Origin of the sequence: Pseudomonas sp. Irchel s3a12, assembly GCF_900187485.1 — a bacterium.
GTDB classification, from domain to species: Bacteria; Pseudomonadota; Gammaproteobacteria; order Pseudomonadales; family Pseudomonadaceae; genus Aquipseudomonas; species Aquipseudomonas neuropathica.
In genome coordinates this window covers 61,100-76,745 of the sequence record NZ_FYDN01000007.1, presented here as the reverse complement: position 1 = coordinate 76,745, position 15,646 = coordinate 61,100, and the positions used below count along the sequence as shown (strand labels likewise).

Genomic DNA, 15,646 nt, shown 5'->3' with positions numbered 1-15,646 from the left:
TGAAGAGCCTTAAATGACCGACTATAAAGCCACGCTTAACCTTCCGGACACCGCCTTCCCAATGAAGGCCGGCCTGCCACAGCGCGAACCGCAGATCCTGCAGCGCTGGGACAGTATTGGCCTGTACGGAAAGTTGCGCGAGATTGGCAAGGATCGTCCGAAGTTCGTTCTGCACGACGGTCCTCCGTATGCCAACGGCACGATCCACATCGGTCACGCACTGAACAAGATTCTCAAGGACATGATCATCCGCTCGAAGACCCTGTCGGGCTTCGACGCGCCGTACGTTCCGGGTTGGGACTGCCACGGCCTGCCGATCGAGCACAAGGTTGAAGTGACCCACGGCAAAAATCTGGGCGCGGACAAGACCCGCGAGCTGTGCCGTGCCTACGCCACCGAGCAAATCGAAGGGCAGAAGTCCGAATTCATCCGTCTCGGCGTGCTGGGCGATTGGGCCAACCCGTACAAGACCATGGATTTCAAGAACGAGGCCGGTGAAATCCGCGCCCTCGCCGAAATCGTCAAGGGCGGTTTCGTGTTCAAGGGCCTCAAGCCTGTGAACTGGTGCTTCGACTGCGGCTCGGCCCTGGCTGAAGCGGAAGTCGAGTACGAGAACAAAAAGTCATCGACCATCGACGTAGCATTCCCGATCGCCGACGAAGCCCAACTGGCTGCTGCGTTCGGTCTGCCGTCGTTGAGCAAACCTGCCTCGATCGTGATCTGGACCACCACCCCGTGGACCATCCCGGCCAACCAGGCGCTGAACGTTCACCCGGAATTCAACTACGCCCTGGTCGACATCGGCGACAAGCTGCTGGTACTGGCTGAAGAGCTGGTCGAAGCCTGCCTGACGCGCTATGGCGTCGAAGGCTCGGTCATCGCGACCACCACCGGTAAACAGCTGGAACTGATCAACTTCCGTCATCCGTTCTATGACCGTCTGTCGCCGGTGTATCTGGCTGACTACGTCGAACTGGGTGCTGGCACCGGCGTGGTTCACTCCGCTCCGGCCTACGGCGTGGATGACTTCGTGACCTGCAAGAAGTACGGCATGGTTAACGACGACATCCTTAATCCAGTGCAGAGCAACGGCGTGTACGTGCCGTCGCTGGAATTCTTCGGCGGCCAGTTCATCTGGAAGGCCAACCCGGCGATCGTCGACAAACTGACCGAAGTCGGTGCGCTGCTGCACACCACCGTCATCGAACACAGCTACATGCACTGCTGGCGCCACAAGACCCCGCTGATCTACCGCGCCACCGCGCAGTGGTTCATCGGCATGGACAAAGAGCCAACCAGCGGTGACACCCTGCGTGTGCGTTCGCTCAAAGCCATCGAAGACACCAAATTCGTTCCGGCCTGGGGCCAGGCGCGTCTGCACTCGATGATCGCCAACCGTCCGGACTGGTGCATCTCGCGTCAGCGCAACTGGGGCGTGCCGATCCCGTTCTTCCTCAACAAGGAAAGCGGCGAACTGCACCCACGCACTGTCGAGCTGATGGAAGAAGTGGCCAAGCGCGTTGAAGTCGAAGGTATCGAAGCCTGGTTCAAGATGGACGCTGCCGAGTTGCTCGGCGACGAAGCGCCGCTGTACGACAAGATCAGCGACACCCTCGACGTCTGGTTCGACTCGGGCACCACGCACTGGCACGTCCTGCGCGGTTCGCACCCGATGGGTCACGAAACCGGCCCGCGTGCCGATCTGTACCTGGAAGGTTCCGACCAACACCGTGGCTGGTTCCACTCGTCGCTGCTGACCGGCTGCGCCATCGACAATCACGCGCCGTACCGCGAACTGCTGACCCACGGTTTCACCGTCGACGAAGCCGGTCGCAAGATGTCCAAGTCGCTGGGCAACGTGATCGCGCCGCAGAAAGTCAACGATACTCTGGGCGCCGACATCATGCGTCTGTGGGTTGCTTCGACTGACTACTCCGGTGAAATGGCGGTTTCCGATCAGATCCTGCAACGCAGTGCGGACGCTTATCGTCGTATCCGAAACACCGCGCGCTTCCTGCTTTCGAACCTGAGCGGTTTCAACCCGGCTACCGACATTCTGCCGGCCGAAGAAATGCTCGCGCTGGATCGTTGGGCAGTCGACCGTACCTTGCTGCTGCAACGCGAGTTGCAAGAGCACTACGGCGAATACCGTTTCTGGAACGTTTACTCGAAGATCCACAACTTCTGCGTGCAGGAGCTGGGTGGTTTTTACCTCGACATCATCAAGGACCGTCAGTACACCACTGGCGCCAACAGCAAGGCCCGCCGTTCGGCGCAAACCGCGCTGTTCCACATCTCCGAAGCGCTGGTGCGCTGGATCGCGCCGATCCTCGCCTTCACCGCCGACGAACTGTGGGAATACCTGCCGGGCGAGCGTAACGAATCGGTCATGCTTAACACCTGGTACGAAGGTTTGACCGAACTGCCGGCCGACGTTGAGCTGGGCCGCGACTACTGGGAGCGCGTGATGGCGGTCAAGGTAGCGGTCAACAAAGAAATGGAAATCCAGCGCGCAGCGAAAGCTGTCGGTGGCAACCTGCAAGCCGAAGTGACGCTGTACGCCGAAGACGCGCTGAGCGCCGACCTGGCCAAGCTGAGCAACGAACTGCGCTTTGTCTTGATCACCTCGACGGCCAGCGTTGCACCGTTTGTACAGGCTCCGGCCGACGCGGTAGTGACTGAAGTCAGCGGCCTGAAGCTGAAGATCGTCAAATCGGCCTTCCCGAAATGCGCCCGTTGCTGGCACTGCCGTGAAGACGTCGGTGTGAACCCGGAGCATCCGGAAATCTGCGGTCGTTGCGTCGACAACATCAGCGGCGCTGGCGAGGTTCGTCACTATGCCTAATGCCGTTGGCCGTTTTGGACGGTTGAGCTGGCTGTGGTTGAGTTTGCTGGTTCTGGTCATCGACCAGGCCAGCAAGTTCTACTTCGAAGGCAGGCTCGAAATGTTCCAGCAGATCGTGATCATTCCCGATTACTTCAGCTGGACCCTGGCTTACAACACCGGCGCGGCGTTCAGCTTCCTGGCGGACAGCTCCGGCTGGCAGCGCTGGCTGTTCGCCCTGATCGCGATTGTGGTCAGTGCGGTGCTGGTGGTCTGGCTCAAGCGCCTGGGCCGCAACGAAACCTGGCTGGCCGTCGCTTTGGCGCTGGTGCTAGGTGGTGCGCTGGGCAATCTGTATGACCGCATTGCCTTGGGCCATGTGATCGATTTCATTCTGGTGCACTGGCAGAACCGCTGGTACTTCCCGGCGTTCAACTTCGCTGACAGCGCGATTACCGTTGGCGCGGTGATGTTGGCACTGGATATGTTCAAAAGTAAAAAGACCGGAGAAGCCGTTCATGACTGAACAGGTATTGGCTGAGCAACGCATCGGCCAGAACACGGAAGTCACTTTGCACTTTGCATTGCGCCTGGAGAACGGCGACACCGTCGACAGTACGTTCGACAAAGCCCCGGCGACCTTCAAGGTCGGCGACGGCAACCTGCTGCCGGGTTTCGAAGCGGCGCTGTTCGGCTTCAAGGCTGGCGACAAGCGTACGCTGACCGTCGAGCCGGAAAACGCCTTCGGCCAGCCGAACCCGCAGAACGTACAGATCATCCCGCGTTCGCAGTTCGTCGACATGGAGTTGTCACCGGGTTTGCTGGTGATCTTCAACGATGCGGCCAATACTGAGTTGCCGGGTGTGGTGAAAGAGTTCGATGACGCGCAAGTGACCATCGACTTCAACCACCCGCTGGCGGGCAAGACGCTGACCTTTGACGTGGAAATCATCAACGTTAAAGCGCTGTAAAAATGTGGGAGCGAGCCTGCTCGCGAAAGCGGTGTGTCAGGCGACATTGATGTTGAATGTCAGTCAGCTTTCGCGAGCAGGTCGAATCGTCGCACCGTCGCTCCCACCCAGTTGGTAATTCATTGTTTTCGCGCGCAAGACACGAGGCACAGCATGCAAATCAAACTCGCCAACCCCCGTGGCTTCTGCGCCGGTGTGGACCGGGCGATCGAAATCGTCAACCGCGCCCTGGAAGTCTTCGGGCCGCCGATCTACGTGCGTCACGAGGTGGTGCACAACAAGTTCGTCGTTGAAGACCTGCGCAGCCGCGGGGCGATCTTCGTCGAAGAGCTGGATCAGGTGCCGGACGACGTTATCGTGATCTTCAGTGCTCACGGCGTATCCCAGGCCGTACGCACCGAAGCCGCCGGCCGTGGCCTGAAAGTGTTCGACGCCACCTGCCCGCTGGTGACCAAGGTGCACATTGAGGTGGCTAAATACAGCCGCGATGGCCGTGAGTGCATTTTGATCGGCCACGCCGGACACCCGGAAGTCGAAGGCACCATGGGCCAGTATGACGGCAGCAATGGCGGCGCGATTTACCTCGTCGAAGACGAGAAAGACGTCGCCGAGCTGCAGGTGCAGAACCCGGATAAACTGGCTTTCGTGACCCAGACCACGCTGTCGATGGACGACACCAGTCGCGTCATCGATGCATTGCGCACGCGCTTCCCGGCCATCGGCGGTCCGCGCAAGGACGACATCTGCTACGCCACGCAAAACCGTCAGGACGCGGTCAAGCAACTGGCCGACGAGTGCGACGTGGTGCTGGTAGTTGGCAGCCCGAACAGCTCCAACTCCAACCGTCTGCGTGAGCTTGCCGAGCGCATGGCCACACCGGCCTACCTGATTGACGGCGCGGAAGACCTGCAAAAGAGCTGGTTCGATGGCGTTGAGCGTATCGGCATCACCGCCGGTGCCTCCGCGCCGGAAGTACTGGTGCGTGGCGTGATTCAGCAACTGCAGGCTTGGGGCGCCACCGGTGCCGATGAGCTGGCCGGTCGCGAAGAGAACATCACGTTCTCGATGCCTAAAGAGCTGCGCGTGCGTTCGATCTGACGTTTTCGGTTTTTTGACACAGCGCCTGCTCAGTCTCTTGGCTGTTCAGGCGCACGCGTCCGGTCGCCGCCAGCACTATCTGGCGCTGGCTGACCGGCTCGCGAGCCGAGCAGACATGTAATGTCCCTGCCTGAAATGCCCGCCCGGGCATCAGCGGTTGCCCCAGACTGCTGAAACGTACGTAACGACTCACCGACCAATTGCCGACAATTGGCACCGGCGTGTCGCTCACACTTTCTTGTAGCAGCGGATTGTTGCTGTCTTTCTGCCCCTTGCCGCTGATATCCAGAATGATCCGCCAGCCCTGACTCCAGTCGCCGTTGATGCCATGAATCACCACGCTCTGATTGCGCGTGATGGCCAGTGTGCGGGCGTTGCGAAGGCCATCGAGCAGCGATTGCGCCGCTTGATCCCGATGGTTCGATTCTTTGAGCGTGGCAAACGCCGGACTGACCAGCAGAACAATTGCGCCAATCGCCAGTCCCATAAGCAGTTCTATCAGGCTGAAACCCTGTTGCGGCATGAAAACTCCCTCCGTGGAATGTGATGAACGGCGCGCTCCGTGCGCCGGGCAGGGCAAATCAACCGACGCGGGCCGGTTGAATGTTCTAGCGTGTAGAAGCAGGTATAGCCGACGGCAACGGAGGGCATCGATGGATCTTCGTACAAAAGGTTTCACGCTGATCGAGTTGTTGGTTGCGATCGCGATCTTCGTGATTCTGATCACCCTGGCGGTGCCGGCATTCACCCGTTCGGTTCAGGGCAGCAAGGCTGATACCGAGATGGGCGACCTGCAACGGGCGATCAACTTCGCCAGGCTCGAAGCCATCGACCGAGGCACTACCCTGCGTCTGCGCCCGACCGCCGGTGGCAGCGTCTGGGCCAGTGAGTTGTCGGTTTACGACAGTACTGGCACTTCGGCCAATGTGTTGCGGGTTGTTCCCGCGATGAGCAGTGGCGCAACTCTGACGCTACCCTCAGGAGTGACCGCACTGGATTTCAATAACCTCGGTGGTCTGGCAGCGCCGTCGACGGCGGTGACCATCAGTTACACGTTGGGAACGCAAAGCAGGACGCTGAATGTGTGTTTGAACGGACGAATTCAATTGGGTGGAAGTTGCGGATGAGGGCAGGGAGTCAACACGTACAGCAGGGCATGACGCTGATCGAGGTGCTGGTCGCGTTGCTGATTCTGACGGTCGGGCTGCTGGGCGCGGCAGCGGTGCAACTGAATGCGCTGAAATACACCGACAGCTCACGGATGACCAGTCAGGCCAGTTTCATTGCCTACGACATGATGGACCGCATCCGCGCCAATTCCGGCGCCGACTACACCGTCACGCCGCCGACTTCGGGCAACTTGAGCGTTGCGCGTGATCAGGATCTCTACGACTTCTCGACCAACATCATCAATTTCGGCGGGCCGACCGCCACCGGCAGCATCACCCTCAATCAGCGCGTCTACACCATCACCATCAACTGGAGCGACGCACGGGCAGCCAACACCGCCAGTGCTCAACGCAGTTTTATCCTGACCAGCCGCGCTGCGGTTGATCCGGTGGCCACGCCATGAAGCAGCAAAACCGTGGATTCGGTCTGATCGAATTACTTATCGCTTTGGCATTGGGGCTGATTGTGGTGCTTGGCGTGGTGCAGATTTTCATCGCGGCGAAAAATACCTATGTCAGCCAGAACACCGCCGCCGCGATGCAGGAAGACGCGCGGTTCGTATTGAGCAAGATGATTCAGGAAATTCGCATGGTCGGGATGTTCGGCTGTCTGGGCACGATCCTCGATTCGAGCTCCGCGGGCGACTTCAACGCTGCGCAGGTCATGCCGATCAACTGGGACAATGCCAACCTGAAACTGACACTGGTGACCGCCGATATCGGCAGCGGCGGGGGCACGCCAACCTGGACGGTGCTCTCCGACTGCCGCAATAGCGCAACGGCCTATACCGGCTTGCGCTCCCCGGCGAGCGGGCAAATCGCGTTCCCGATCCGGCGTCTGATCTACAGCTTCAGCAACAATCAGATTCTCATGGGCACCGGCAGCGGCACACCGACCCAGCAGGTGTTGGTGAACAATGTCAGTGCATTCAACGTGACGTTTGGTCTGGCCAGTTCGGCGACGGATGTGGCGGCCTCGACCTACAGCGCCAACCCCGCCGATCCGGCGCGCATTCGCAGTGTGCGGCTGAGCCTGACCCTCAACGATCCGAACAATCGGGTGCGCAATCAAACCTTCAACGTGGTTGCCGCTTTGCGCAACCGCTTGCAGTGAGGGCGCGCTGATGAGGATTTCTCTTCACTCCCGTCAGACTCAGCAAGGCATGGTGTTGCTGGTCAGTCTGGTATTCCTGCTGTTGTTGACCCTGATTGGTTTGTCGTCGATGCAAAGCGCCAACCTGCAGGAAAAAATGGCCGGCAGTGTGAGCCTGCGCAATCAGTCGTTCCAGACGGCCGAGGCGGCTCTGCGTGTTGGGGAGAGCGCTGTGCAACTGGACAGTTATTCGCTCGCCGTGTGCAGCGGCACCACCCAATGCGCACCGCCGGCGGAGTCGTCGGTGGTCAGTGCGGCGGGGTTCAACTCGACCTCCGGGGTGACCTGGATCGCCGCCGGCAATGGTTTCTATGGTGTGCAGAACATCGGCACCACACTGACCGCCGTCAACGTGCCGAGCAACACCTCTGCGACGTTGTATCGCGTCACCGCTGTCGGCATTGCCGGCAGCTCGCGCAGTGTGGTGGAGAGTGTCTATGCGAAGTATTGAACGCTGCACATCGCTGCTGCTCGGCCTGCTGCTGAGCTTGTATCTGGCGACGCCCGTCTATGCATTCACGCCCTCTGATTCGCCGCTGTTGAGTGCTGCAGCGGTGCCACCGAATGTGATGCTGCTGATCGATGATTCGGGGAGTATGAACAGCATCATTTACGCCGCCGGATTTGATCCGAACATCAACCGTGCACCCGCCCGGCAGTGCAATGCCTTCCTGGGATTGTGCTCTGCGCTCAATGCTCCGCAGATCACCGGCGACACGGTGTTTCTATCGAGCCTGCCGACCTCCGGGTGCTCGGGCGGCGCCTATGCGTTCTACAACAACAGCGTGGCGCCGTTATGCCTGAAGCTGCCCGACCCCGTAGGCAATGAGAACACCCGATATTCCGCCGATTACATTTCCTATATCGTCGGCCTGGCCACGAGCAACGGCACCCGTGACTTCACCACAGGGGCGATTCCCAACGATTACCGAATGAACGTTGCGCGTAACGTGTCGACGGCGCTGGTCACCAGCAGTCGCACTTTGCGTATTGGTCTGTCGACTTTCAACCCGGTCACCAACAACGACTCTGGTAATGGCGGTTATATCGCCCGCTCGATCAGCGACTTGGCGCCGGTGTCCGGGAGCGTCACGCAGGCGCAGGCAGACACCAACTACAACGCGCTGATCTCATCGATCAATGGTTTGAGTGCCGTGGCCAACACGCCGTTGGCAGAAACCTACTATGAAATCACCCGCTACATGCGCGGTATGGCGCCTTACTACAACAGCACGCCCGCGACCTACACCAGTCCGATCCAGTACCGCTGCCAGAAAAATTATGGCGTGGTGATAACCGATGGCTTGCCGACCTTCGACCGTACCTTTCCGAGCAACGACCCATTGGGCGGCAGCCGGTTACCGAACTGGGACGGTGTCAGCAATGACGGCAACAACCTCTATGGCGACAAAGAAGGGGATACGCTGTATCTGGATGACATCGCCAAGTTCGCCTTCGATATCGACATGCGCTCGACCGGTACCGACGCGGCGGGCAAGAGTTGGAACGCGGTGGATTTTCCCAAGCAGAACATGAACACCTATACCGTGGGCTTCACCGCCGACAACGACATGCTCTCTGACGCGGCAAGTTACGGGCAAGGCCGGTACTATCAGGCCACCGACAGCACGGGTCTCAACAACGCGCTGTCCTCGGCATTGAGCGATATCACTTCCAAGGCCGGCTCCGGCGGGGCGGGCACCGTCAGTGGGACAACGATCAGCAGTGGCAGCAGCTTTTATCAGACCACTTACGATCCCAAGGACTGGCGCGGCACGATCAAGTCATTCGGCTTTACCTCGACCGGAACCGTTAATACATCGACAGCACTCTGGAACACTGACACGACAATCGTGCCAGGTGCGACCGCACCGACCTATCAGTCCTGGAACACCGCAAGCAACGCCGCTGTGACGCTGACCTACGGAAATTTTTCCGCCGCACAGCAGGCCACGCTGAATCAGGGCCTGCCCACCGGCATTACCGGGATTGACCTGGTGGAGTGGAGCAAGGGCACCAACAAAACCGGGCTCAAGTCACGCAGCGTGTTATTGGGCGACATCATCAATTCGCCATTGGTGCTGGCTTCACCTACCGATAAAACCGCCTCAGACCTGTCGGGCGATACCTCTTACACCTCCTACCTGACCACTAAAGCGGCGAACATGAATGCAAGCCTGGTGGTAAATGCCAACGACGGTTTCGTCAACGTGATCAACTCGGCCAACGGCACCCGGCGTTACGGTTATATGCCGTCGAGTGTATTGCCGTCGCTGCGGCTGATTGCCGATCCGAGCTACATCAACGGTGTCAGCCACAAGTTTCTGGTCGATGGCCCGGTCGGGGTTTATGACGCGCAATTCAACAGCGCTTGGAAAACCTTGGCCATCGGCGGCACCGGCGCCGGCGGTAAGACGTTCTATGCGCTGCAACTGTTCGACGCTTCGGCTGGCAACGTAATGCGTGCGCTCTGGGAAGTGAGTGGGCCAACGACTGCGAACACCGCCAATGTTTTCAATGATCTGGGTTATGCCTACGCCCGGCCGGAAGTGGCACGCTTGGCCGATGGTCGCTGGGCGGCGTTCATTTCCAACGGTTACGGCAGCAACTCCGGCGTGGCGGCGTTGTATGTGCTGGACGTACGCGATGGTTCGCTGATCAAGAAAATCGTAATCGACAGTTCGGAAACCACTAACGGTCTGTCGTCGGTGAAGCTCAAGGTCAATTCGCAAAATGTGGTGCAGGCTGCCTATGGCGGTGACTTGCGAGGGCGCTTGTGGAAGTTCGACCTCAGTGCTACTGCGCCTGAAAGCTGGGGCGTGGCGTTTTCCGGCAAGCCGCTGTTCACCACGGCAGGCGGCGCGAGTCAGCCGATCACCGCGCAACCATTGCTGGCGGACAATTCATTGGGTGGCAAACAGATTTTCGTCGGTACCGGTAAATTCAACGAAACTGCAGACAAGGCCAACAAGGATTTGCAGGCGTTTTACTCGGTGTGGGATGCCGATGGGGGCTCGGGACAGCTCACGGTCAGCAGTTTGCAGGCGCAGGCGATAACCGGTTCATTCTCCGGCAGCTCCGGGCAATTCCTGACCACAACTCAAAATGAGACGACTTATCCGGGGGAGAAGGGCTGGTATCTTCCGCTGGTGTACAACAACGTGCTGACTGGCGAGCGGGTGATCAATCAGGCGAGTATCGTGCTGGGCCGTATTGTCTTTACCACGGCGAGTGTTGATACCACTGATCCCTGTGCGAGTTTTGGTACCGGCAAACTGGTCGAACTGGATGCGTTCAGCGGTAAGATGCTCAATTACGCCGTGCTGGACACCAGCTCTGACGGTTTGGTCGACAGCAATGACTCGATCTCCAGCGGAGTGATATTCACCGGTGGCATTCCGACCCTGAACTTCGTCTCCAGCGATGGCAAGCGCAAGGGGACGACCGACACCAGTGGCACCATCACGATCATTGTGGAGAAGGGCGGCGGCGGCAGTCGTCGTATCATGTGGCGGCAAATACAGTAAGTGAGAGTTTGAGGCATGCGCAGATCCAACCGTGGTTTCACCCTGATCGAAATCATGATCGTGATTGCGATCATCGGTATCGTCATCACCATCGCCGCACCGAGCTATACCGAATACGTAAAAAAAGGCCGCCGCGCTGAAGTGGTGGGATTGCTCTCGGAGCAGGCGCAAACCCTCGAGCGTTTCTACACCAAGAACAATGTCTATACCGGCATCACTGGTCTGAGTACGGGTAATGATTTCTACACGATTATCCCGACCATCGCTGACCAGACCTTCCTGCTGACCGCTACCCGTAAAACGGGTACCTCCATGGCCACCGACAAGTGCGGGGATTTCACCCTGACCAACACCGGTGTCCGCAGCATGAACAACGCGACCACCGGGCTGACCACCAAGGATTGCTGGGGCCGCTGAGGCGCTTTCTTTCGGGTGCCATTTGCGCCCACTGTCTTATTTACGGTTGGATCAAACATGACCAGGCAACAGCAAGTGGTGATTGTCGGTGGCGGAGTGATTGGCCTGCTGACCGCCTACAATCTCGCCTCCGAAGTGCGCAGTGTGGTGCTGCTCGATCGTTCGAACCTCGGCCAGGAATCGTCTTGGGCCGGCGGCGGTATCGTTTCGCCGTTGTATCCGTGGCGTTATAGCCCGGCGGTCACGGCGCTAGCGCACTGGTCGCAGGACTTTTATCCACAGCTCGGCGAGCGATTGTTCGCTGACACTGGAGTGGATCCTGAAGTGCACACCACCGGCCTGTACTGGCTGGATCTGGACGATGAAGCCGAAGCACTGGCCTGGGCCGAACGGGAGAACCGTCCGCTGAGGGCTGTGGATATCTCGGCTGCGCATGATGCGGTGCCGGTGCTTGGTGGCGGTTTCTCGCGGGCGATCTACATGGCCGATGTCGCCAACGTGCGCAATCCGCGCCTAGTCAAATCACTGAAAGCTGCACTGCAGGCATTACCGAACGTGACCATTCACGAACAGTGCGAAGTCAGCGGCTTTGTCCAAGAGGGCGAGCAGGTAATTGGAGTCGAGACATCTATGGGTGTAATCAAGGGCGATCAGGTCGTGCTGACGGCAGGGGCGTGGAGCGGTGATCTGCTCAAGATGCTGGACCTGTCGCTGCCGGTCGAACCGGTCAAAGGCCAGATGATTCTCTACAAGTGCGCGGCGGACTTTTTGCCGAGCATGGTATTGGCTAAGGGCCGTTATGCGATTCCGCGTCGTGACGGGCATATCCTGATCGGCAGCACGCTGGAGCACGAAGGTTTCGACAAGACGCCGACCGATGTGGCTCTGGAAAGCCTGAAGGCTTCAGCGGTTGAGTTGTTGCCGGCGCTGGCGGATGCCGAAGTGGTCGGTCACTGGGCGGGGTTGCGTCCGGGTTCGCCGGAGGGGATTCCCTACATTGGCCGGGTGCCGGGGTTTGACGGGTTGTGGTTAAACTGCGGGCATTACCGCAATGGACTGGTGCTGGCGCCGGCGTCGTGTCAGTTGTTTGCCGATGTGATGCTGGGAAGGACGCCGATTATTGATCCGGCGCCGTATGCGCCCGAGGGCCGGATCTAGTCAGATATATCTGTTGAGCCTGGCAGATCGCTTTCGCGAGCAGGCTCGCTCCCACACTGGATTTTGTGACCGACAAAGATCAACTGTGGGAGTGAGCCTGCTCGCGAAGGGGCCCTCAATCCAGGCCCAGTTTCTTCAGCCGATAGCGCATCGAACGAAACGAAAGACTCAACCGCTGCGCCGCCGCCGTGCGATTCCAGCGCGTTTCTTCCAGCGCCTGCAAGATCAGCTTCCGCTCGACGTTCTCCAGATAATCTTCCAGATTATCGATCTGGGTCAGATCGGCAATACCGCCATCTGCCGCGCAGTTGCCTTCGCTCAGACGTAAGTCTTCAGCCTCGATCGTGCGGTTTTCACACAAGGTGTGCGCCCGTTCGAGAACGTTCTCCAACTCCCGCACATTCCCCGGAAACCGGTAATTCTTCAGCGCTTCCAACGCCTGCGGATGCAAGCGTGCTGCCGGCTGGCCGGTGTCCTTGGCCAAACGCTTGAGCATACTGGCCGCCAGCACTTCAATATCATCACGCCTTTCGCGCAGGGACGGCACGCGCAGTTCGATCACGTTCAAGCGGTAATACAGATCCTGACGGAAGCGTTCGGCCGCCACCTCCGCGTCGAGATCCTTGTGCGTGGCGCAGAGAATCCGCACATCGACCACGCTTTCCTGCTGGCCGCCGACACTGCGCACGGCTTTTTCCTGAATCGCCCGCAGCAGTTTGACTTGCATCGACAACGGCAAGTCCGCCACTTCATCGAGAAACAACGTACCGCCATGGGCTGCCTGAAACAACCCGGGCTTGTCCTCGACCGCGCCGGTGAAACTGCCTTTGCGATGTCCGAAGAATTCGCTTTCCATCAGCTCGGAAGGAATTGCCCCACAGTTCACCGGCACGAACGGATGGCCGGCGCGCGGCCCTTGTTCATGGATCAGCCGCGCGACCAGTTCCTTGCCGCTGCCCGACTCGCCACTGATGTACACCGGCGCCTGGCTGCGAGCGAGTTTGTCGATTTGCTTGCGCAGAATGCGCATCGGTGGCGAATCGCCGAGCAAGCGCCGATCAATGGAGGTAAAGCTGCCTCCCGCCGCCGGCATGCGCAGGGCTGTGCCGACCAGTTCGCGCAGGCGCGTAAGGTCGACCGGTTTGGTCAGGAAGTCGAAAGCACCTGCTTTCAAAGCGTTGATGGCCGTTTCCAGGCTGCCATAAGCGGTGATCATCGCCACCGGCAGTTGTGGATAACGTTGCTGAATGTGCTGCACCAGCTCCAGCCCCGTACCGTCGGGCAGGCGCATGTCGGTCAGGCACAGATCGAAACTCTCGCGGTTCAGCAGCGCCTGGGCTTCAGCCAGATTGCGTGCGCTGTAGGTGTCGAGCTTCATCCGTCCCAGGGTGATTTCCAGGAGTTCGCGGATATCCGGTTCGTCGTCGACGATGAGAATTTTTTGCCGTGGGCTCGTATTCAACTTTGTTTCCGTCCGTGAGCAAAGGTGATGCGAAAGCAACCGCCGCCTTGGCGTGACTGAAAGTCTAGGCGCGCTTGGTTGCTTTCGCACAGCTCACGGGACAGATAAAGCCCAAGGCCGGTGCCCTGGCTGCTGGTGGTGAAGAAGGGTTCGAACAGATGTGTCTGTTCATCGGCAGGCACGCCGGGGCCGTTGTCCTGCACTTCGAGGACCGCCAACTGGCTGTCGGGATCACTGAACAACGAGAGCCAGACTTCGGCCTGATCATGCAGCAGGGCGCTGTGGCGCCAGCCATTGCGTAGCAGATTGTCGAGAATTTGCGTGAGCTGGTTCGGGTCCATCAGCGTGGTGAAATCTCCCGAATTGATCCGCAGGTGAATCTGCTGGCGTTCGCTGGCCTGTTCACGACTTTCGACAACGAAGTTTTCCAGCCATGGCTTGAGATCCAGGCGTTGCGGCGCGCTTTGCTGGCGGCGAGACAGTTGCAGGACGTTTTCGATGACTCGGTTCATGCGCTGGGAGTGGTCTTGAATGATCTGCGTCAGACGCCGATCCGCGCTATCGAGTTCCTCGGACTCAGCCAATAGCTGCGCGGCGTGACTGATGGCGCCCAACGGATTGCGGATCTCGTGGGCGATGCCGGCGGTCAAGCGCCCGAGTGCGGCGAGCTTAAGTTGCTGGGCTTGCTGGGCGATTTGCGCGAGGTCTTCGAGAAATACCAGGGTTTGCTGGTGGGGGCTTTGTTCGAGGGCAATGAAGCTCGGTTGCAGTTCCAGGCCGTTGCCGGGGATTTTCAGACTCTGCGGGCGCAAGGTCGGGTTGTTCAGCCACAGTTGCAGGCGATCGACCAGCGCCGTGGAATAGTCATCGATCAAATGCCCCTGAAGGTGCGACTGCGCGAGCAGGGTTTGCGCGCTGTGATTGGCCAGTTGCACTCGCCGCGCCTCGTCGAGCACCAGAATGCCGGTGCGCATGCGTTGCAGGATCAGCGCGTTGAGGGCTTCGAGGCTGACCACTTCACTGGCACGTTGCTCGGCAAGGGTTTCGCTGACTTCGAGGCGGCGGATCAGTCCCTGCACCAGCAACGACGCGGCAAAGCACAGCGCACCGAGGGTGCCGGCCTGCAAGTATTCATTGGCGCTAAGGGGATGGTTGAAGCCGAGCAGGAAGCTCGAGCCGACGATGCCCAGCGCACCGATGGCGGCGATCAATAGCCCGATGCGCCGCCGTAGCAGGGTGTTGCTGATCGCCACCGAGACAATCAGCAAATTGCCCAGCGCACTACCGACGCCGCCCGCAGCAAAGAACAAACCGCATAAAAGCAGGACATCGACGAGGGCCAGACTGAACAGCTGCGCTGGCCGTCGGGTGTTCTCAAGGAACACCACCAACAGAATGTTGAGGATCAGATACAGCCAACTGCCAGCGCGCAGCAATTCGTCGTTGGCCGACGTCAGCAGGCGGTTGTCCATGTTGCTGGAGATCAGCAGCACCAGCGTGATGCCGATACTCAAGCGGTAGAGATGATAAAGGCGCAGCAGGCGCTGCGCCTGTTTGCTGTCGGCGTGGGTGGCCTCAGCGATCACGGGTACCCGGGCCTTGCTCAAGGTGAGCCTGGCTGCAATACCACTGTTGTTGCACGCTCAGCGCGCGGTCGCGCGGCAGATGCACGCCGCAATGGGCGCAACGCACCATCGGTGGGGCGTCCTGTTCGCGAGGGGCACGGTTGGATTGGTTGGACGCGGCAGGCGCCTTGAATTTACGCCACAACCATATCGCGGCAAAAATCACGACGATCCAGAACAATAAACGAAGCATGATGAGCGGCTTTCCGACTGATGATCCGGCAGTTTAGCCAAGCTCCCGA

15 protein-coding genes are annotated in these 15,646 nt (G+C 59.4%); 11 read left to right on the top strand and 4 right to left on the bottom strand.

Going from position 1 to position 15,646, the window contains the following annotated elements; all coding sequences use genetic code 11:
- Positions 1 to 13: 13 nt before the first annotated feature.
- From ileS to ispH, 4 genes are all read left to right on the top strand, one after another.
- Positions 14 to 2,845 (top strand): isoleucine--tRNA ligase, encoded by a 2,832-nt coding sequence (ileS, locus tag CKW14_RS13410; protein ID WP_095048704.1) that lies wholly within the window; start codon positions 14 to 16, stop codon positions 2,843 to 2,845.
- Positions 2,838 to 3,350 carry a signal peptidase II gene (gene lspA, locus CKW14_RS13405; protein ID WP_095048703.1) on the top strand — a complete coding sequence of 171 codons (513 nt, stop codon included), beginning with the start codon at positions 2,838 to 2,840 and terminating at the stop codon, positions 3,348 to 3,350. The genes ileS and lspA overlap by 8 nt, the downstream gene beginning before the upstream one ends.
- A gap of 7 nt (positions 3,351 to 3,357) precedes the next feature.
- Positions 3,358 to 3,795, top strand: coding sequence for an FKBP-type peptidyl-prolyl cis-trans isomerase (fkpB, locus tag CKW14_RS13400; protein ID WP_169843368.1), 438 nt, complete (start codon positions 3,358 to 3,360; stop codon positions 3,793 to 3,795).
- A gap of 153 nt (positions 3,796 to 3,948) precedes the next feature.
- Positions 3,949 to 4,893, top strand: coding sequence for a 4-hydroxy-3-methylbut-2-enyl diphosphate reductase (gene ispH / locus CKW14_RS13395; protein ID WP_095048702.1), 945 nt, complete (start codon positions 3,949 to 3,951; stop codon positions 4,891 to 4,893).
- Here the strand turns inward: ispH and CKW14_RS13390 are convergent.
- Positions 4,865 to 5,416 carry a GspH/FimT family pseudopilin gene (locus CKW14_RS13390; RefSeq protein ID WP_095125456.1) on the bottom strand — a complete coding sequence of 184 codons (552 nt, stop codon included), beginning with the start codon at positions 5,414 to 5,416 and terminating at the stop codon, positions 4,865 to 4,867. The two genes, ispH and CKW14_RS13390, sit on opposite strands and share 29 nt — an antisense overlap.
- A gap of 130 nt (positions 5,417 to 5,546) precedes the next feature.
- Here CKW14_RS13390 and CKW14_RS13385 point away from each other — a divergent pair, with 130 nt between their 5' ends.
- From CKW14_RS13385 to thiO, 7 genes are read left to right on the top strand one after another with little or no spacing between them, the layout of a single operon-like run.
- Positions 5,547 to 6,020, top strand: coding sequence for a GspH/FimT family pseudopilin (locus CKW14_RS13385; protein ID WP_095048700.1), 474 nt, complete (start codon positions 5,547 to 5,549; stop codon positions 6,018 to 6,020).
- The gene (gene pilV / locus CKW14_RS13380) at positions 6,017 to 6,466 is read left to right on the top strand and encodes a type IV pilus modification protein PilV (protein ID WP_095048699.1); all 450 of its coding nucleotides are present in this window, start codon (positions 6,017 to 6,019) and stop codon (positions 6,464 to 6,466) included. Before CKW14_RS13385 ends, pilV begins: the two co-directional genes overlap by 4 nt.
- On the top strand, positions 6,463 to 7,176 hold the full coding sequence (locus tag CKW14_RS13375) for a PilW family protein (RefSeq protein ID WP_095048698.1): 714 nt from the start codon (positions 6,463 to 6,465) through the stop codon (positions 7,174 to 7,176). Before pilV ends, CKW14_RS13375 begins: the two co-directional genes overlap by 4 nt.
- A 10-nt stretch (positions 7,177 to 7,186) precedes the next feature.
- Positions 7,187 to 7,666, top strand: coding sequence for a PilX N-terminal domain-containing pilus assembly protein (locus tag CKW14_RS13370; RefSeq protein WP_095048697.1), 480 nt, complete (start codon positions 7,187 to 7,189; stop codon positions 7,664 to 7,666).
- On the top strand, positions 7,653 to 10,742 hold the full coding sequence (locus CKW14_RS13365) for a pilus assembly protein (protein WP_095125455.1): 3,090 nt from the start codon (positions 7,653 to 7,655) through the stop codon (positions 10,740 to 10,742). Before CKW14_RS13370 ends, CKW14_RS13365 begins: the two co-directional genes overlap by 14 nt.
- 15 nt (positions 10,743 to 10,757) lie before the next feature.
- Positions 10,758 to 11,159 carry a type IV pilin protein gene (locus CKW14_RS13360; RefSeq protein ID WP_095048695.1) on the top strand — a complete coding sequence of 134 codons (402 nt, stop codon included), beginning with the start codon at positions 10,758 to 10,760 and terminating at the stop codon, positions 11,157 to 11,159.
- Between the two features lie 57 nt (positions 11,160 to 11,216).
- Entirely contained in the window at positions 11,217 to 12,317 is a 1,101-nt protein-coding gene (gene thiO, locus CKW14_RS13355; RefSeq protein WP_095125454.1) for a glycine oxidase ThiO, read from the top strand.
- 115 nt (positions 12,318 to 12,432) lie between these two features.
- Here the strand turns inward: thiO and CKW14_RS13350 are convergent, their stop codons facing one another.
- The 3 genes from CKW14_RS13350 to CKW14_RS13340 are packed head-to-tail and all read right to left on the bottom strand — an operon-like array spanning position 12,433 to position 15,597.
- Complete coding sequence (locus CKW14_RS13350; protein WP_095048693.1) at positions 12,433 to 13,779, bottom strand: sigma-54 dependent transcriptional regulator; 1,347 nt, start codon at positions 13,777 to 13,779, stop codon at positions 12,433 to 12,435.
- Positions 13,776 to 15,365 (bottom strand): PAS domain-containing sensor histidine kinase, encoded by a 1,590-nt coding sequence (locus tag CKW14_RS13345; protein WP_095125453.1) that lies wholly within the window; start codon positions 15,363 to 15,365, stop codon positions 13,776 to 13,778. Before CKW14_RS13345 ends, CKW14_RS13350 begins: the two co-directional genes overlap by 4 nt.
- Positions 15,355 to 15,597 (bottom strand): PP0621 family protein, encoded by a 243-nt coding sequence (locus CKW14_RS13340; protein WP_093434843.1) that lies wholly within the window; start codon positions 15,595 to 15,597, stop codon positions 15,355 to 15,357. Before CKW14_RS13340 ends, CKW14_RS13345 begins: the two co-directional genes overlap by 11 nt.
- Between the last annotated feature and the right edge of the window lie 49 nt (positions 15,598 to 15,646).